This window comes from Microbacterium sp. zg-YB36 (assembly GCF_024623575.2).
Lineage (GTDB): Bacteria > Actinomycetota > Actinomycetes > Actinomycetales > Microbacteriaceae > Microbacterium.
The window spans coordinates 135,025-153,066 of the sequence record NZ_JANJFD020000009.1 but is presented as its reverse complement, the minus strand read 5'-3'; the positions used below and the strand labels follow the sequence as shown (position 1 = coordinate 153,066).

The following is an 18,042-nucleotide window of genomic DNA, read 5'->3' as shown; positions in this document are numbered from 1 at the left end:
CACCAATCTGGCAAACCTGTGCCCGGGTCGACATCACCCGGTCAAGCACGGCACCGCGTGGAGCGTGGTGCAGAAAGCCGACGGCATCCTGGAGTGGACCAGCCCCACCGGCCGGGTCTACACCGACATCCCCCGACGAGTGCTGGAATTCATGGCCCTCGCCGCCATCGAAGAACCCGCACCGTTCTAGTCAGCGCGGCGCCCGCAGGTCCCGTTCCGGCGTCACTCGAGGGGCAGGCGAGGCCGCAGCGGGCCGCGCGCGAGCAGGTGCTGCGCCGACTGCGCCACGGGCCGCATCGTGACCAGGTCCAGATTGACGTGTCCCGGCGCGTTGAGGGCGTACGCGATGACGTCGGCGACATCGGATGCCACCAGCGGCTGCTCGACGCCGTCGTAGACCTTCTCGGCGGCAGACCGGTCGCCGCCCAGGCGGTTGAGGGCGAACTCCTCGGTGTAGACCATTCCCGGGGCGATCTCGACGACGCGGATCGGCTCGCCGTTGAGCTCCAGCCGCAGTGCTGCGGCGAGCATCGACTCCCCCGCCTTGGCCGCGTTGTAGCCGGCCCCGCCCGGGTAGGCCCGCTGGGCGGCGGTGGAGGTCACGAAGACGGTGTCAGCGTGTCCGTCGGCACCAGCGGCCAGACGCAACTGCGGCAGCAGGGCGGCCACCAGCATCTGGGCGGCGACCACGTTGATCTCGAACATCCAGCGCCAGTCGTCGGCGCTGCCGTCCTCCACGCGGTCGGTGCCACGAGCGCCGCCGGCGACCTGCACCAGCGCATGCACGGGGCCGGTCTCCTCCAGCCATTCCGCGAGCGCGTCGACGTCGGCCTGCCGAGTGAGGTCGGCGGCGTACACCGCCGCTCCCGTCTGCGCTTCTACCTCCGCCAGCCGGTTCGCACGCCGGGCCACGCCGACGACATCCCAACCAGCGGCGCGCAGTGCCCGCACCGTGGCCTCCCCGATCCCTGAGCTGGCTCCGGTCACCACCGCACGTCGTGTCATGGCTCCCACCGTACTCCCGCGCGTTACGTCACATTTCCGCGTCGTTGTTGACAACGGGACTTATCCGTAACCTCGGACCAGGCCGTGGTACCCGTGGCCCACCCGACATTCAGGAGTCATCATGTCCGCACCCGAGAACTGGCGCTTCGAGACCAAGCAGGTCCACTCCGGCGCCGCGCCGGATCCGGTGACCAAGGCGCGCGCCACGCCGATCTACCAGACGACCTCCTACGTGTTCGACAGCGCCGATCACGCCGCGAACCTGTTCGCGCTGGCGGAGTTCGGCAACATCTACACCCGCATCCAGAACCCGACGCAGGATGTCGTCGAGCAGCGGGTCGCCGCACTCGAGGGTGGCACCGGCGCGCTGCTGGTCGCCAGCGGCCAGGCCGCGGAGACCTTCGCGGTGCTCAACATCGCCCAGGCCGGCGACCACCTCGTCTCGTCGAGCTCCATCTACGGCGGCACCTACAACCTGTTCAAGTACACCCTGGCCAAGCTCGGCATCGAGACGACCTTCGTGGAGAACCAGGACGACCCCGAGGAGTGGCGTCGGGCAGTGCGGCCCAACACCAAGCTGTTCTTCGCCGAGACGATCGGCAACCCGCAGATCAACGTGCTCGACATCCGCACCGTCGCCGACATCGCGCACGAAGCCGGGGTGCCGCTGATCGTCGACAACACGATCGCGACGCCCTATCTGATCCGTCCGTTCGAGCACGGCGCCGACATCATCGTGCACTCCGCCACCAAGTTCCTCGGCGGCCACGGCACCACCATCGGCGGCATCATCGTCGACGGCGGGCGCTTCGAATGGTCCAAGAACGTCGAGAAGTTCCCCGGGCTGACCGAACCGGACCCGTCCTACCACGGCGCCTCCTACACGACCGCCGTCGGCGATGGGCTGGCCTACATCATCAAGGCCCGCGTGCAGCTGCTGCGCGACCTGGGTGCGGCGATCTCGCCGATCAGCGCGTGGCTGCTGCTGCAGGGCATCGAGACGCTGTCGCTGCGCATCGAACGCCACGTGCAGAACGCGCAGGAGATCGCGGAGTGGCTGGAGAGTCAGGACGACGTGGCCGCAGTGTTCTACTCCGGCCTTCCCACCTCGCCCTGGTACGCCGCCGCGAACACCTACGCGCCCAAGGGCGTCGGCGCGGTGCTGTCGTTCGAGCTCAAGGGGGGCGTTGCGGCGGGGCGCGAGTTCGTCAACTCGCTGGAACTATTCAGCCACCTCGCCAACATCGGCGACGTGCGTTCGCTCGTGATCCACCCGGCATCCACCACTCATTCGCAGCTCACGCCCGAGCAGCAGCTCACGTCCGGCGTCACGCCGGGCCTGGTGCGCCTGTCGGTCGGCATCGAGAGCGTCGAGGACCTCAAGGCCGACCTGGCGCAGGCGCTGGCCGCCGCCCGCCGCCTGTCGGAGGCCGCGCGCGCCTGAGCCATACGCTGATCGGCGTGACCGAACGCATCGCTGCCGCCTACGACGATTTCGGGCGGCGCTGGGCGCACGGCACCTCACCGCTGTACGAGGAGTGGTCGACCGGCATTGCGGGCGACCGAGAGGTCCTGGCCCGCCTCGCCGCGCTTCCCGCACCGGTGCGGCAACCCAACCGCATCTTCGCGGCCGCGCGCTGGGCCGGCAGCCCCCTCACCGGGTATCCGCAGTGGCGGGAGTGGCTCGCAGCGAACTGGGATCGCGTGGTCGAGGTGGCAGCGGTGCGCACCACCCAGACGAACGAACCGGCCCGGTGTGCGACCCTGCTGCCGCAACTGGCCGCGATCCCCGGCCCCCTCGCCCTGCTCGAGGTCGGCACCGCCGCCGGGCTGTGCCTGTTCCCCGACCGCTACGCCTACGAGTACACCGCACCGGACGGCGCGCATCGGCTCGGCGAGTCCCCCGTCGTGGTTCCCTGTCGCATCGACGACGCCGCGGCCGTCCCCGAGCGCCTGCCCGACGTCGTCTGGCGCCGTGGCATCGATCTGGCGCCTATCGATGCCGCCGATCCCGACGCGATCGACTGGCTCGCGACCCTGGTGTGGCCCGGCCCCGACCACGCCGGCCGCGTCGCGCGGCTCCGCGCAGCGGCAGAGATCGCCGCGGCCGATCCGCCCGGCATCGTCCGCGGGGATCTGCTCGAGACGCTGCCCGAGGTGGCAGCCTCGGCGCCGGCGGATGCCACCCTGGTGATCTTCCACAGCGCCGTGCTGCTGTACCTCGACGAGGACGAGAGGCGGCGCTTCGTCGAGTTGGTGGACGAGGTGCGCGCCGCCCGCGACGGCGGTGTCGTGTGGATCTCGAACGAGTCGTCGGGGACGCTACCGCCCGTCGACGCCCTCGTGACGCCCGGGCTCGACACCGATCGGCGCTTCGTGCAGTCCGTCGACGGTGCTCCGGTGGCCCTGGCCGGCCAGCACGGCGCGACCTACGAGGTGCGCCCGTTCGGCGCGGCGTAGTCCGCGACTCAGGCGCCGTCCCACCACCGCAGCACCCGCAGCGCGCGCAGCGTCACCCAGCGGCTGGGGAACCCCTCTCGCTCGGCCTCCAGATCGAACAGTGTCGGACCTTCGTGGGTCAGCTCGAGCTTCCACATTCCGAACGGGAGCATCTTCGCGCGCAGCAGCTCGATCGCTTCCGCGCAGCGGTCGTCACGCTGCGGGCGTGCCAGCCGGAAGTAGTCGAGAGCCCGCAGAACGTCGTAGTACCACCGGCTCGGGAAGGACGGCATGGTGAAGCGGGGGTCGATGAGCTCACCGGTGGAGGCGCGGCGGAGCAGGCGCCGCTCCAGCAGGTACTCCTCGCCGCGCGCGCGGGCGGCGGCCACGGCATCCGATCCCCCGTCGGCCTGCTCCCACATCCACAGCCCCTCGAGCGCGCAGATCGTGGAGTGGAACGACGAGCGACTCGTGCCGTCCTCGTCCCAGCAGTTCCATCCGCCGTCGGCCAGCTGACCCGACAGCAGCGTCTCGACGATCATGCGGCCGTCCTGCCCGAAGTAGACGGCATTGGCCAGCGCCCCGCCGTTGGTGCACGGCTCCACCTCGCCGTCGAAATACGGCTGTCCGCCGTGGTCCCAGCGGACGTTCTCGCGCACCCGCGTGACCGCGCGCACGACCTCGGGTGCCGCCGGGTCGGGCCCGAACGCGCGCAACAGCACCAGCGACGGGTGCGTGGCCGTCCAGGCATCGTAGAACGGGCGACTCTCGTCCACCCACCCGGGACGGTAGACGCCCCCGTCCCACAGTCCGTCCTCGGCCTGCTCGGCGAGCAGGCGGGCGCCCCAGCCCTCGGTGGCCACCCGCGCGCGCTCCGCGGCGACCTCTTCGGGCGCGGCATCCGTCAGATCTCGCAGAACCTGCCAGCGGATGGCCGGGTCGGAGTCCAGGAGGTAGTCGATCGCGCTCATGGTCGGACGATACCGCGATCGCGGCGCGTAACACGACCGCCGCGACCGCCCCGACCCACGACAATGGGGAGGTGGACTGGCAGACCTCCGAAGACACCGTGCCCTCAGCACCGGTGACCGAGGCCGACGCGCGCCTGCTGCTGGGCCGCCCGCCCGCCACCGGCGCATGGCGTGACGGCGACCCCGACGGCGAGCGCCGGTTCGCAGCGTTCGGCGCGTTCGGAACCGAGAGCGGGCGGGAGCTGCCTGCGCTGCGACTGGCGTACGAGACGTGGGGCGCGCTGAACCCGGCCCGCGACAACGCGGTGCTCATCCTCCACGCCCTCACCGGCGACAGCCACGTCCGAGGACCCGCAACCCCGGGGCATCCCACCGCCGGCTGGTGGGACGCCATCGTCGGACCCGGCGCGCCCATCGACACCGACCGCTGGTTCGTCGTGGCGCCGAACATGCTGGGTGGATGCCAGGGATCCACCGGACCTGCCAGCATCGCCCCCGACGGCTACGAGTGGGCCTCGCGCTTCCCGTACCTCACGATCCGCGACCAGGTCGCCGCACAGGCCCGCCTGGCCGACGCCCTCGGCATCGACGTGTGGGCCGCCGTCATCGGCGGCTCGATGGGCGGCATGCACGCCCTGGAATGGGCCGTCGCACTGCCGGACCGGCTGCAGCGCGTCGCGATCCTCTCCGCTCCACCGGCCAACACCGCCGACCAGATCGCGCTGAACTCGGTGCAGCTGGAGGCGATCCAGATCGACCCGCGCTTCCAGGGCGGGGAGTACTACGACTCCGGCGACGGCGACGGGCCGCACCGCGGCCTGGCGCTGGCGCGGCGGATGGCGCTGCTGAACTACCGCAGCCCCACCGAGCTCAACCAGCGGTTCCAGCGCTCCTGGCAGTCGGGCAAGAGCCCGCTGGGCCACGGCGGCCGCTTCGCCGTGGAGTCCTACCTCGACTTCCACGGCAACAAGTTCACGCGGCGCTTCGACGCCAACAGCTACCTCGTGCTGGTGGAGGCGATGGACTCCCACGACGTGGGCCGCGACCGCGGCGGCATCGAGGACGCACTGTCACGCGTGACGGCCACGGCGCTCGTGCTCGGCATCGACAGCGACCGGCTGTTCCCGATCGACGGCCAGCACCGCATCGCCCGCGGCATCCCCACGACCCTCGACGGTGACCAGGCGGTGGTGCTCTCCAGCGACTACGGCCACGACGGTTTCCTCATCGAGACGGGGGCCGTCGGGGGGCACCTGGGCCGCCTGCTCGCGACGTGAGTCAGGACGCCGAGCGGGTGTAGCGCCAGGGCAGCGCGGCGATCTCCAGCCGGTGCCGCGCGTCGGAGCCGGCATCGGGCTCGTATTCGCCGTCCTCCTGCCACAGCATCACCCCGGCATCCTCACGAGCACGCGTTTCGAATCGGTGGATGCCGCGCAGCCGCGCCGCGGCGAGCGCACTGTCCACGTCGTCGTGACCGATCAGCCCGTGCAGCGTGACCCACGTCGGCGGGTAGAGCCGCAGCTCGCCGCGGCCGTGGGCGGCAAGCGCGTCGGCCGGAGTCGTCCACTGCGTCTGGACGACCTCCGCCGGCGCCGGCTGCAGCGGACCGCTCGGCACTCGGGCCACGAAGAACCAGGTGCGGATCCGCAGGGCGACGTTCACCGGAGGGACCCACAGCGCCAGCGGCACCAGCACGTCCGGATCGACCACCAGTCCCACCTCTTCGGCGGTCTCCCGCACACCGGCCCGGCGGGCGACGTCCTCGTCCGCGGTGTCCGGGCCGGGATGATCGCCGTCCTCGATCATGCCGCCGGGGAAGACCCACGCCCCCGCGAACGAGCCGCGGTCCGGGCGCTGCAGCAGCAGCACCTCCACCCCGGCGGCGCCGTCGCGCAGCAGGACGACGGTCGCGGCGACTGGGAGGTCCGGCTCCGGGTCGCCCGGGGTCACGGCGTCACTGGTCAGCATCCAGCGCCTGCTCGAGCCGCTCGACCTTGCCGTCCAGCTCGCCGCTGTAACCGGGGCGGATATCGGCTTTGAGCACGAGCGAGACCCGGGAGCCGAAGGGCAGCACCGCCTCGGTGGCGCGTTTGACGACGTCGAAGACCTCGTCCCACTCCCCCTCCACCTCGGTGAACATCGAGGTCGTGCGATGCGGCAGCCCCGAAGAGCGCACGACCGCGACGGCAGCGGCAACGGCGTCGTGCACCGAGCCGTCGGCGCGGCCGGTGCCGCTGGGTGCGACGGAGAAGGCGATGAGCATGGGGACCTCCGCAGGTCAGATCGAGGTGGTGAGGGCGGATGGTGCAGAGCGAGGGATGCCTGGACGCACCGGGACGCGCACCAGGCGCACCAGTGCCCACACCAGCAGCGCGAGGTACAGCGCATTGCGCACGGTCAGCACGGCGATCGGCAACGGCGCCGTGGTCAGCACGCCGGCGTAGAGCAGGGGGTACACCAGCTGCGTGAGCAGCACGGTGACCAGCGCGAGCGACGCCGGCCCCCGCCACCGGCGACGGTCGAGCACAAGACCCAGCACCAGCGGCGCGGCGATCCAGCTGGCGAACTGCGGGGAGCCCACCTTGTTCACGACGATGAAGGTCATCACGACCGTCAGGGCAAGGGGTGGGAACAGCACCGCGTACCGCGCCCCGAGCCAGGCCTTGCGGGCGCCGATGGCCACGACCGCGATCATCGCGAACGCCAGCAGCGGGGTCATGATCGCGATGAGCGCGTCCACCTGGGGACCGGTCACCTGGAACGTCAGCAGCCCGCCGTCGTAGAACACCTGCGAACCAGGCAGCCCCAGCACCGCCCGCCACAGATAGAACGCGCTCACCGGCGCCTCGATCTGCAGTCCACGGTCGGTCTGGCCCTGCACGAACCCGAAGGCGTAGGCGCCCCCACCGCCGGCCACCACGACGATGAGCGTCACCGCCGACACGACGAGCGCACCGATCACGACCGGTCCCCGGCGCCGCCCGGTGATCACCGCGGCCGCCAGCAGCGCCGCCGGCCAGACCTTGATCCAGGTCGCGATCGCCAGCAGCGCGGATGCCACGAACGGCCGGCCCGCCAACCACAGGCATCCTGCGACGGCGAGGGCTGCGGTGAACCCGTCGAGCCGGTACAGTCCCACCGGGCCGAGCAGCGCGATCGACGCGAGCCAGAACCACGCTGCGCCGCTCCGCCCGCGGGAGCGACCCCGGCCGACCAGCAGGGCGAACGCGCCGGCGTTGGCGAGGACGACCATCACGACCCAGCCGACGGTGTAGCTGCCGGTCCAGGCGAACAGCCACGCCAGCACCATCGGCACGAGCGCCAGCTGCGGGTACACCCACGGCACGGTGATGCCCATGATCTCGCGGCCCGCGGGGCAGAACCCCTCGACCCCGCCCCACAGCGCGCAGGCCGACCACGGCTGGTACACCCGGTACACGTCGCCCATCGGTTCGTTGGGCAGGACGAATCCGAGCCTCGCGATCGCGACGTGCACGATGGCGAAGGCCACCCACAGCACCACCCGCCTCGACACGCTCCTCATCCTACGGACGGGGTGATCCTTGGCGCAGCCGCGGTCATCCGCGCCCGGCGAGCACGTCGCCGACCACGCGCGGCAGGACCGCGGCGACATCCAGCGCCGTGATGGGCCCACCGCCGACGTCGCGGGCGGCGAGTGCACCAGCCCGGCCGTGCAACCACGCGGCCGACGCCGCGCAGCGCAGCAGGAGCGCGTGGTCCACGTCGTCGGCAGTGGCGGCCCCGGCCACCAGCGCGGCGATGACCCCGCCGAGCACATCGCCGGTACCGGCGGTGGCCAGCCACGGCGTGCCGGCACGCACGCGCACGAGGGCGCCATCGGGGCCGGCGACGATCGTCTCCGCGCCCTTGAGCAGCACCACGGCCCCCAGCGCCGCGGCGGTTTCGGCTGCGGCGTAGGCCCGGTCGTCCGCGTCCGCATCGAGTCCGAGCCGGCCGCGCAACAGCGAATGCTCGCGCTCGTGCGGGGTGACGATCACCGGCGCGGTCGCCGCGGGCGCGAGATCGAGCGCGCCGGCGTCGACGACGACGGGCTGAGCGCCGGCCAGCACGTCGCGCAGCGCTGCCGTCTCGGCATCCGTCCGCGTCGCGGCATCCGTCCCCGAGCCGATCAGCCAGGCCTGCACCGCGCCGGGTGCCGTCACCGTCTCGGGCCGGCGCTGCAGCACGGCTGCGGCCGCACCGGCCGGGCCGAGGTAGCGCACCATGCCGATGCCGGTGCGCCACGCCGCTTCGACGCTCAGCACCGCCGCGCCCGGGTACAGATCAGACCCGGTTCGAACGCCCACCACACCACGGGAATACTTGTAGTCGGCGTCGGTCGGCATCCGCAGGGATTCGGCGACGTCGTCCCGAGTCCACGCGCCTGCAGCAATCATGCGCGCCACCCTACCCGTGCTGGAGTCACTATGAGTCTGCTCTTCACCCCTCTGACGATCGGTGGCGACACCGGTGGCGCGGTCACCGCGCGCAACCGGCTCTGGGTCGCTCCGATGTGCCAGTACTCGGCGGTGGCGGGGGTTCCGGGCGAGTGGCACCACGTGCATCTGGCCCAGTTCGCATCGGGCGGCGCCGGCGTGGTCGTCGCCGAGGCCACCGCGGTGACGGCGGAGGGGCGCATCTCCCCCGAAGACACCGGGCTGTACAACGACACCCAGCGCGACGCCTGGGCCCCGATCGCCGCGGCCATCCGCAGCCGCGGCGCGGTGCCCGCGATCCAGCTGGCGCATGCGGGCCGGAAGGCCTCCACGTGGTCGCCGTTCGCCGGGCGCCGCGGCAGCGTGCCCCTGATCGAGGGCGGCTGGACCACGGTCGCCCCCTCCCCGATCGCGTTCGAGGGGTTCGCGGCACCGGAGGCGCTGGACGTCGCCGGCATCGACCGCATCGTCCACGCGTTCGCGGCGGCGGCAGTGCGCGCCGTGGCGGCCGGATTCGAGGTGCTGGAGGTGCACGCCGCGCACGGCTACCTGCTGCACGAGTTCCTCTCCCCGCTGTCGAACCAGCGTGACGACGCGTACGGCGGGTCGCTGGAGAACCGGGCCCGACTGCTGCTGCGGGTCTGCGACGCGGTGCGGGAGGCGGCACCGGGCGTGCCGGTGATCGCACGGTTCTCGGCCACCGACTGGGCCGACGGCGGCTGGGACGTCGCCGACACCACCACGGTCGCCCAGTGGGTGGAGAGCCGCGGCATCTCGCTCATCGACGTCTCCAGCGGCGGGCTCGTCGCCCACCAGAAGATCGTCGCCGGTCCCGGCTACCAGGTGCCCTTCGCCGCCCGGGTGCACGAGGCCGTTACCGTGCCGGTGAGCGCGGTCGGCGAGATCTCGGATGCCGCGCACGCCGAGGCGATCCTCGCGGCGGGTGAGGCGGATGTGATCATGGCCGGCCGGGAATGGCTGCGCGACCCGCACTTCGCGCTGCGTGCCGCCGCGGAGCTGGGCGAGGACATCGGCTACTGGCCACCGCAGTACGTGCGAGCGCGCCGGCGATGAAAAAACGCGGACGGGACCGTAACGGCCCCGTCCGCGTTCTCGTTCAGCGGGTCAGCGCAGGCGCCGAGTGGCGTCCTGCACCTCGCCGACCAGCTCTTCCAGGATGTCCTCGAGGAACAGCACCGCGGTGGTCTGGCCGGACGCGTCGCGCACCTGGGCGAGGTGACGGCTGGAGCGGCGCATGATCGCGAGGGCGTCCTCGAGATCGGTGGTCTCCGACACCGGGACCATGTGGTGGATGCGCTTGGGCTTGACCGGCTCGCTCACCACGACCGCGCCGTCCGGGCCCTCGGCCTCGCGCAGCACGTCCTTCAGGTGCACGTACCCCAGCGGCGCTCCATCGGCATCCACGATCACGTAGCGCGAGAAGCCGTGTTTGGCGACCGCCCGCTCGATCTCGTCGGGTGTCGTCGACTCCGGCAGGGTCACCAGCGCCGACAGCGGCACGGCGACGTCCTTGGCCTTCTTGTCGGTGAATTCCACCGCCGCCGCGACGGCGCCGGAGGTGTCGTCCAGGACGCCCTCCATCCGCGACTGGTTCACGATCGTCACGACCTCCTCGAGCGTGAACGTCGAGGCTGCCTCGTCCTTCGGCTCGACGCGGAACAGCCGCACCACGTGATTGGCGATCCAGTTGAGCGTGACGATGATCGGGTGGAACAGCCTCGACACCCACACCAGCGGGGTGGCGAGCATGAGCACGGCACGGTCGGGCAGCGAGAACGCCAGGTTCTTCGGCACCATTTCGCCGAACACGACGTGCAGATACGACACCAGCAGCAGCGTGATGACGAACGCGATGACGTCCACGGCGCCTCCGCCCCAGCCGGTCAGGCCCAGCGGCACCGCCAGCAGGTGGTGGATCGCCGGCTCGGAGACGTTCAGGATCAGCAGCGAGCAGATCGTGATGCCCAGCTGACAGGTCGCGAGCATGAGGGTGGCGTGCTCCATCGCCCACAGCGCGGTCTTCGCCGCGCGTGACCCCTTCTCCGCCAGCGGCTCGATCTGCGAGCGGCGTGCGGAGATGACGGCGAATTCGGCGCCGACGAAGAACGCGTTGAACACCAGCAGCACGACGAGCCATGCGATTCCGGCCCAGTCACTCATCGCGTGCCCCCTCAGTCGTGGCATCCGTGAGCGGATGAGGAGTGAACTTCACCCTCCCCACCCGGCGCCCGTCCATGCGTTGCACCGTGAGGGTGCCCTCTTCCAGGTCGACCTGGTCGCCTGCCACCGGGATGCGCTCGAGCACGCTCATGATGTAGCCGCCGACGGTGTCGTAGACGTCACCCTCCGGGACGCGGATGCCGGTGCGGTCGCGCACCTCGTCGGGGCGGAGTTCCGCAGGGAACGTCACGGCATCCGCCGTCCGCACGATGCCTGCCCGGCTGCGGTCGTGCTCGTCGAGCACCTCGCCGACGATCTCCTCGACCAGGTCCTCGAGCGTGACGACACCGGCGGTGCCGCCGTACTCGTCGACGACGATGGCCATCTGATAGCCGCGAGCGCGCAGCTCCGAGATGAGGGCGTCGAGGTGCACCGCTTCTGGCACCCGCAGCGGCTCCTGGGCGATCGCCGCAGCAGGCACCTCGCCGCGCCGGTCGCGCGGCACGCTGACGGCTGCCTTGAGGTGCACGACGCCGGTGATGTCATCCATCGATTCGTCGTACACCGGGAAGCGACTGTGCCCGGTGCGGCGGGCGAGCTGGATGACGTCCTCCACCGAATCCGACGCGGCGACGGCGTGCACGCTCGGGCGGGGGGTCATGACGTCGGCGGCGGTGAGCCGGGCGAACGTGAGCGAGCGGTGCAGCAGCGACGCGGTGTCCTGCTCGAGCACACCCGCGAGGGCCGACCGGCGCACCAGGCTCGACAGTTCCTCGGCGGTGCGCGCCCCGGACAGCTCCTCCTTCGGCTCGACGCCCATGGCACGGAGGACGCCGTTGGCGCTGCCGTTGAGCAGCCAGATCGCCGGCTTGAACACCGTGGTGAAGCCCACCTGGAACGGCATCACGAGCTTGGCGGTCTGCCGCGGAATCGCCAGGGCGAAGTTCTTCGGCACGAGCTCGCCGACGATCATGGAGAACAGCGTCGCGATCGACACCCCCACGATGGCGGCGATGGGACGGGAGACCGCCTCGGACCAGCCCCACGCGGAAAAGACCGGGGACAGCAGGTTCGAGATGGCCGGCTCCATCGTGTAACCGGTCAGCAGCGTCGTGAGCGTGATGCCCAACTGCGCGCTGGACAGGTGCGTCGAGGTGATGCGCAGCGCCGCGATCGTCAGCGCCAACCGCGACTCGCCGGAAGCTTGCCGCGACTCCAGGTCCGCGCGGTCGAGGTTCACGAGCGCGAATTCGCTGGCGACGAACAGGCCGGTGCCCACTGTCAGAAGCAGCCCCACGCCCAACATGACGTAATCCATCACGCATCACCCCCGATCGAACGGGAGGGAGGTCGGTGGGGCGATCGTCTACTACTGGGAGGGTCGTCCATCGTGCGCAAGATTCTACGGCACGCCCTGGGGCGCGGTCCCGGGTGTTCTCACAGCCCGGCATCCATTCTTCGCCTTCGCAGTGCGCTCTCCCCCGGTCCGTCGACCGCCCGAGATGCGGTGATCTGCCGGAATGCGGATGCTCCCGCGCCCACGGCCCTCACCCGGGCAGATCCCCTCGCCCCGGCAAAGCGACGCGCGCGCCCGGGTCACCAGCTGACGGGGAGCGCCTTGCCCTCTTCGTAGCCGGCGGCGGACTGCAGGCCCACCATGGCCCGCTCGTGGAACTCCGGCACGGTGGCCGCTCCCGCGTACGTGAACGACGAGCGCACCCCGGAGGTGATCATGTCGAGGAGGTCCTCGATGCCCGGGCGCAGCGGATCCAGGTAGATCTTCGACGACGAGATCCCCTCGGCGAACAGCTCCTTGCGGGCCAGTTCATACGGGTCCAGCCGCCCGAACCGGTCGTGCACGGCCTTGGTGGAGGCCATCCCCCACGACTCCTTGTACGCGCGCCCCGCTGCGTCGGTCTGCACCTCGCCGGGGGCTTCGATCGTCCCGGCGAACCACGAGCCGATCATGACGGATGCCGCACCGGCGGCGAGCGCGAGCGCGACGTCCCTCGGATAGCGCACTCCGCCGTCGGCCCACACGTGCGCGCCCTGTTCGGCCGCGGCCTGGGCGGTCTCCAGCACGGCGGAGAACTGCGGCCGGCCCACGGCGGTCATCATGCGCGTCGTGCACATCGCGCCCGGCCCCACCCCGACCTTGAGGATCGTCGCGCCCATCGCCACGAGATCGGCGACGCCGTCGGCGGTGACGATGTTGCCTGCGGCGATCGGGATTCCCAGATCCAGCGCCGATACCGCGTGCAGCGCCTGCAGCATCCCCTCCTGGTGGCCGTGGGCGGTGTCGAGCACGAGCACGTCGACCCCGGCCGCGGCCAGCGCCTGCGCCTTGGCGGCGACGTCCCCGTTGATGCCCACAGCCGCCGCGACGATCAGACGCCCGTCCGCATCGACGGCGGGCTGGTACAGCGCCGAGCGCAGCGCGCTGCGGCGCGAGAGCGTGCCCACGAGCATGCCGTGGTGCAGCACGCAGACGATGTCGGCCTCGGCGGCCACGATGAGGTCGAAGGCATGGCGAGGCGTCTCGACGTCATCGGCGTCGATCGCGGCGGCGCGCCCGCGCACGAGGTCCCCCAGCCGTGCGTCCGGCAGCGCGGTGCCCAGCCGGGTGGCGGGCACCACTCCCAGCACGTCGTCGTGCGCGATGCGTCCCGACGGTCCCGTCCCCGGAGTCGGAGCAACGACGATGCCGTGGCCCTCGGTGGCCGGCAGCAGCCGCAGCGCGTCGGCGACGGTCGCCTCCGGCGGCAGCACCAGCGGGGTGTCCCACGGCACCGGCTGATCCTTGACCCAGCGGATCGCGGCATCCAGTTCCTGCAGCGGCATGTCCTGCGGCAACACGCCGAGCCCGCCGCGCCGCGCGAGCACCGAGGCCAGCCGCGCCCCGGTGACCGAGTTCATGTTCGCCGACACCACCGGAATGGTCGCGGGGGTGCCGTCCCCCGGGGAAAGATCGACCTCGAGCCGGCTGCGAACCGCCGAACGACGCGGCACCAGGAATACATCGGAGTACGTCAAATCCACCGTGGGCTGCTCACCGGAGAATCGCATGCTTCCACGGTAGCCGCGCTTCCCCCGGGTTGGATAAGAGCGGGATCACGGAATGCTGAGGTTGCAACCCGAGCTTGCCGCGTAAAAGGCGTTACGCTAGATAGCTGTGTGTGCGCAGGCAATGACGATGCCGCGTGCGATCGAATTTTCACCGAAGAAAGCAGGCGATCCAGCGTGTCCAGCCAGGTGACCGGCGTCGGAACCTCGAGCGAAGGCGAGTTCGGAGCGAACGCGTGGCTCGTTGACGAGCTCTACGAGCAGTTCAAAGCCGACAAGAACTCCGTGGACAAGGCGTGGTGGCCTGTTCTCGAGGCCTATCACCCGGAGGATGCCGCACCAGCGGCGACCCCCGCAGCCCCACCGCCATCCGGATCGGGTCAAGCGTCGGAGCCGCACCCGGTGACCGCCCCGATCCCCGTGATCGGTACGCAGCCGGTGGCGCGCACAACCGCCAAGCCCGCGGCCCCGCAGCCGATCCCGGCGCAGGCGCAGGACCGCGCGCCGCGGGAATCCACCGAAGCAGGCGAAGACGTCATCACGCCGCTGCGCGGCATGACCAAGACGCTCGCGGCGAACATGGACGAGTCGCTGACCGTCCCCACCGCCACGAGCGTGCGGACGGTCCCGGCCAAGCTGCTGATCGACAACCGCATCGTGATCAACAACCACATGTCCCGCACCCGCGGCGGCAAGGTCAGCTTCACGCACGTCATCGGCTGGGCGATCATCCAGGCGCTGAAGGCCTTCCCGAGCCAGAACGTGTTCTACGCCGAGATCGACGGCAAGCCCGCCGTCGTCGCGCCGGCACACATCAACTTCGGCATCGCGATCGACATCCCCAAGCCCGACGGCACGCGTGCCCTCATGGTGCCGAGCATCAAGCGCGCCGAGACGCTCACGTTCGGGGAGTACCTCGTCGCGTACGAGGACCTCGTCTCCCGCGCCCGCGCCAACAAGCTCACCGCTGCGGACTTCCAGGGCACGACGGTCTCGCTGACCAACCCCGGCGGCATCGGCACCGTGCACTCGGTCCCCCGCCTCATGAAGGGCCAGGGCTGCATCGTCGGCGCCGGCGCGCTGGAGTACCCCGCCGAGTTCCAGGGTTCGAGCGAGAAGACCCTCGTCGGCCTCGGCATCGGCAAGACGATCACGCTGACCAGCACCTACGACCACCGCGTCATCCAGGGTGCCGGCTCGGGCGAATTCCTCAAGATCGTCCATGAGATGCTCACCGGTCGCCGGGACTTCTACACCGACATCTTCGCGGCGCTGCGCATCCCCTACGCCCCCATCCACTGGGCAAACGACATCAACGTCGACCTGGCCGAGCGCGTCGACAAGACCGCGCGCGTGCAGGAGCTCATCAACTCGTTCCGCGTCCGCGGTCACCTCATGGCCGACATCGACCCGCTGGAGTACGTGCAGCGCACGCACCCCGACCTCGAGATCGAAAGTCACGGGCTGACCTTCTGGGACCTGGACCGCGAGTTCGTCACCGGCGGGTTCGGCGGCAAGCGCGTCATGAAGCTGCGCGACATCCTCGGGGTGCTGCGCGACTCGTACTGCCGCACGCTCGGCATCGAGTACATGCACATCCAGGACCCCACCCAGCGCAAGTGGTTCCAGGACAACGTCGAGGCGAAGTACCAGAAGCCGACGCACGACGAACAACTCCGCGTCCTCAGCAAGCTCAACGAGGCAGAGGCGTTCGAAACGTTCCTGCAGACGAAGTACGTCGGGCAGAAGCGCTTCAGCCTGGAAGGCGGCGAATCTCTCATCCCCCTGCTGGATCAGGTGCTGCGGGGAGCCGCGGATGCAGGGCTCGACGGCGCCGCGATCGGCATGGCCCACCGCGGTCGCCTCAACGTGCTGAGCAACGTCGCCGGCAAGACCTACGGCCAGGTGTTCCGCGAGTTCGAGGGTTCGGTCGCGATCGGCTCCAAGAGCGGCTCGGGCGACGTGAAGTACCACCTCGGCACCGAGGGCACCTTCGTCGCCGAAGGCGGCAAGGAACTGCCGGTCGTGCTGGCGGCCAACCCGTCGCACCTGGAGACGGTCGACGGCGTGCTGGAGGGCATCGTCCGCGCCAAGCAGGACCGCAAGCCCATCGGCACCTTCTCGTGGCTGCCGATCCTGGTGCACGGCGACGCCGCGTTCGCCGGTCAGGGTGTGGTCGCCGAGACGCTGCAGATGTCGCAGCTGCGCGGCTACCGCACCGGCGGCACCGTGCACATCGTGGTCAACAACCAGGTGGGCTTCACCACCCTCCCCCAGGACGCCCGCACGTCGGTGTACGCCACCGACGTCGCCAAGACCATTCAGGCCCCGGTCTTCCACGTCAACGGCGATGACCCCGAGGCTGTCGTCCGGGTCGCTGAGCTGGCCTTCCGCTACCGCGAAGAGTTCCACCGCGACGTCGTGATCGACCTGGTCTGCTACCGCCGCCGCGGGCACAACGAGGGCGATGACCCCTCGATGACGCAGCCGCTGATGACGAACCTCATCGAGGCGAAGCGGTCGGTCCGGCGCCTGTACACCGAGGCGCTGGTCGGTCGCGGCGACATCACCGAGGAAGAGTACGAGCAGGCCAAGCGCGACTTCCAGACCCGTCTGGAGATCGCCTTCGCCGAGACGCACGCCGCCGAGACCGGGTCCAACCCCATCATCGATGCGGATGCCGTCGCGGTGGAGCCCGCCGCCGGCGAACCGGAGACGACGGGAGTCTCCCGCGAGGTGGTCCACCTGATCGGTGACGCCTTCGTCAACAAGCCCGACGGTTTCACCGTGCACAACAAGCTCCAGCAGCTGCTGGACAAGCGCCTCGACATGAGCCGCAACGGCAGCATCGACTGGGCGTTCGGCGAACTGCTGGCATTCGGCTCGCTGCTGCTGGAGGGCACCAACGTGCGCCTGGCCGGGCAGGACGCCCGCCGCGGCACGTTCGTGCAGCGCCACTCGGTGTTCCACGACCGCGCGAACGGCCAGGAGTGGCTGCCCCTGACGAACCTGTCCGACAACCAGGGCCGGTTCTGGGCGTATGACTCGCTGCTGAGCGAGTACGCGGCGATGGCCTTCGAGTACGGCTACTCGGTGGAGCGTCCCGACGCGCTGGTGCTGTGGGAGGCGCAGTTCGGCGACTTCGCCGACGGCGCCCAGACCGTCATCGACACCTACCTGTCGGCGGCGGACCAGAAGTGGGGCCAGCAGTCCAGCGTGGTGCTGCTGCTGCCGCACGGCTTCGAAGGTCAGGGTCCCGACCACTCGTCGGCACGCATCGAGCGTTACCTGCAGATGTGCGCGCAGGACAACATGACCGTCGCCCGCCCGTCGACCCCGGCGTCGTACTTCCACCTGCTGCGTCGCCAGGCCTACGCCCGCCCCCGCCGTCCGCTGGTGGTGTTCACGCCGAAGTCGATGCTGCGCCTGCGCGGTGCGACCAGCCCGGTCGAGGATTTCCTCACCGGCAAGTTCGAACCCGTGCTCGATGACGCACGCACCCTCGACCGGGGCGCGGTGAAGCGGGTGCTCCTGCACGCCGGCAAGATCCACTGGGATCTGCGCGCGGAGCTGGACAAGAACCCGAACGACGAGATCGCGCTGGTGCGCCTCGAGCAGTTCTACCCCTCGCCCGTGGAAGAGCTCAACGCCGTCGTCGACAGCTACCCCAACGCCGAACTGGTGTGGGTGCAGGATGAGCCGGAGAACCAGGGGGCCTGGCCCTTCATCGCACTGGAGATCGTCAAGCACCTGCACGGACGCACCATCTCCCGCGTGTCGCGCGCCGCTGCCGCGTCGACGGCCACCGGGTCGAGCAAGGTGCACGCGCTGGAGCAGGCCGCGATCATGAAGGCCGCGCTGACGCTGTAATCGGGGACCGCGTAACGACAGAGGGGTGGATGCCATGGCATCCACCCCTCTTCACG

General features: G+C 70.6%; 14 protein-coding genes and 1 pseudogene. 6 read left to right on the top strand and 9 right to left on the bottom strand.

Annotated features, from left to right (window positions below; genetic code table 11):
- A pseudogene (locus NQ151_RS13745) lies at positions 1-190 on the top strand (HNH endonuclease signature motif containing protein); the annotation flags it as partial.
- A 32-nt stretch (positions 191-222) separates the two neighbouring features.
- Here the strand turns inward: NQ151_RS13745 and NQ151_RS13740 are convergent.
- Positions 223-1,005 (bottom strand): SDR family oxidoreductase, encoded by a 783-nt coding sequence (locus NQ151_RS13740; protein ID WP_257509437.1) that lies wholly within the window; start codon positions 1,003-1,005, stop codon positions 223-225.
- A gap of 121 nt (positions 1,006-1,126) precedes the next feature.
- Here NQ151_RS13740 and NQ151_RS13735 point away from each other — a divergent pair, with 121 nt between their 5' ends.
- Complete coding sequence (locus NQ151_RS13735) at positions 1,127-2,449, top strand: bifunctional o-acetylhomoserine/o-acetylserine sulfhydrylase (protein WP_257509436.1); 1,323 nt, start codon at positions 1,127-1,129, stop codon at positions 2,447-2,449.
- Between the two features lie 17 nt (positions 2,450-2,466).
- Positions 2,467-3,465, top strand: coding sequence for a DUF2332 domain-containing protein (locus NQ151_RS13730; protein WP_257528425.1), 999 nt, complete (start codon positions 2,467-2,469; stop codon positions 3,463-3,465).
- Between the two features lie 8 nt (positions 3,466-3,473).
- Here the strand turns inward: NQ151_RS13730 and NQ151_RS13725 are convergent, their stop codons facing one another.
- On the bottom strand, positions 3,474-4,415 hold the full coding sequence (locus NQ151_RS13725; protein WP_257528424.1) for a hypothetical protein: 942 nt from the start codon (positions 4,413-4,415) through the stop codon (positions 3,474-3,476).
- A gap of 71 nt (positions 4,416-4,486) precedes the next feature.
- On the opposite strand from NQ151_RS13725, the gene metX reads away from it, so the two are divergent.
- Complete coding sequence (gene metX / locus NQ151_RS13720; protein WP_257509433.1) at positions 4,487-5,692, top strand: homoserine O-acetyltransferase MetX; 1,206 nt, start codon at positions 4,487-4,489, stop codon at positions 5,690-5,692.
- Between the two features lies 1 nt (position 5,693).
- On the opposite strand, the gene NQ151_RS13715 is transcribed toward metX, so the two are convergent.
- The 4 genes from NQ151_RS13715 to NQ151_RS13700 are packed head-to-tail and all read right to left on the bottom strand — an operon-like array spanning position 5,694 to position 8,833.
- Positions 5,694-6,383, bottom strand: a complete 690-nt coding sequence (locus NQ151_RS13715; protein ID WP_257528423.1) for an NUDIX hydrolase — start codon at positions 6,381-6,383, stop codon at positions 5,694-5,696.
- Positions 6,370-6,678 (bottom strand): thiamine-binding protein, encoded by a 309-nt coding sequence (locus NQ151_RS13710; protein WP_257509431.1) that lies wholly within the window; start codon positions 6,676-6,678, stop codon positions 6,370-6,372. Before NQ151_RS13710 ends, NQ151_RS13715 begins: the two co-directional genes overlap by 14 nt.
- Positions 6,679-6,693: 15 nt before the next feature.
- Positions 6,694-7,950, bottom strand: coding sequence for a glycosyltransferase 87 family protein (locus NQ151_RS13705; protein ID WP_257528422.1), 1,257 nt, complete (start codon positions 7,948-7,950; stop codon positions 6,694-6,696).
- A gap of 43 nt (positions 7,951-7,993) precedes the next feature.
- Positions 7,994-8,833: an ADP-dependent NAD(P)H-hydrate dehydratase gene (locus tag NQ151_RS13700; RefSeq protein WP_257528421.1), complete on the bottom strand. Its 840-nt coding sequence runs from the start codon at positions 8,831-8,833 to the stop codon at positions 7,994-7,996.
- A gap of 30 nt (positions 8,834-8,863) precedes the next feature.
- On the opposite strand from NQ151_RS13700, the gene NQ151_RS13695 reads away from it, so the two are divergent.
- Entirely contained in the window at positions 8,864-9,946 is a 1,083-nt protein-coding gene (locus tag NQ151_RS13695) for an NADH:flavin oxidoreductase/NADH oxidase (protein WP_257528420.1), read from the top strand.
- Positions 9,947-9,997: 51 nt separating this feature from the next.
- On the opposite strand, the gene NQ151_RS13690 is transcribed toward NQ151_RS13695, so the two are convergent.
- The 3 genes from NQ151_RS13690 to guaB1 form a co-directional block, all read right to left on the bottom strand.
- The gene (locus NQ151_RS13690) at positions 9,998-11,053 is read right to left on the bottom strand and encodes a hemolysin family protein (protein WP_257528419.1); all 1,056 of its coding nucleotides are present in this window, start codon (positions 11,051-11,053) and stop codon (positions 9,998-10,000) included.
- Positions 11,046-12,371, bottom strand: coding sequence for a hemolysin family protein (locus tag NQ151_RS13685; protein ID WP_257528418.1), 1,326 nt, complete (start codon positions 12,369-12,371; stop codon positions 11,046-11,048). The genes NQ151_RS13690 and NQ151_RS13685 overlap by 8 nt, the downstream gene beginning before the upstream one ends.
- Positions 12,372-12,649: 278 nt before the next feature.
- Complete coding sequence (gene guaB1 / locus NQ151_RS13680) at positions 12,650-14,119, bottom strand: GMP reductase (RefSeq protein WP_257509426.1); 1,470 nt, start codon at positions 14,117-14,119, stop codon at positions 12,650-12,652.
- Positions 14,120-14,293: 174 nt separating this feature from the next.
- Between guaB1 and NQ151_RS13675 the strand changes: the two genes are divergently transcribed.
- The gene (locus NQ151_RS13675; protein ID WP_257528417.1) at positions 14,294-17,986 is read left to right on the top strand and encodes a multifunctional oxoglutarate decarboxylase/oxoglutarate dehydrogenase thiamine pyrophosphate-binding subunit/dihydrolipoyllysine-residue succinyltransferase subunit; all 3,693 of its coding nucleotides are present in this window, start codon (positions 14,294-14,296) and stop codon (positions 17,984-17,986) included.
- Positions 17,987-18,042 lie beyond the last annotated feature (56 nt).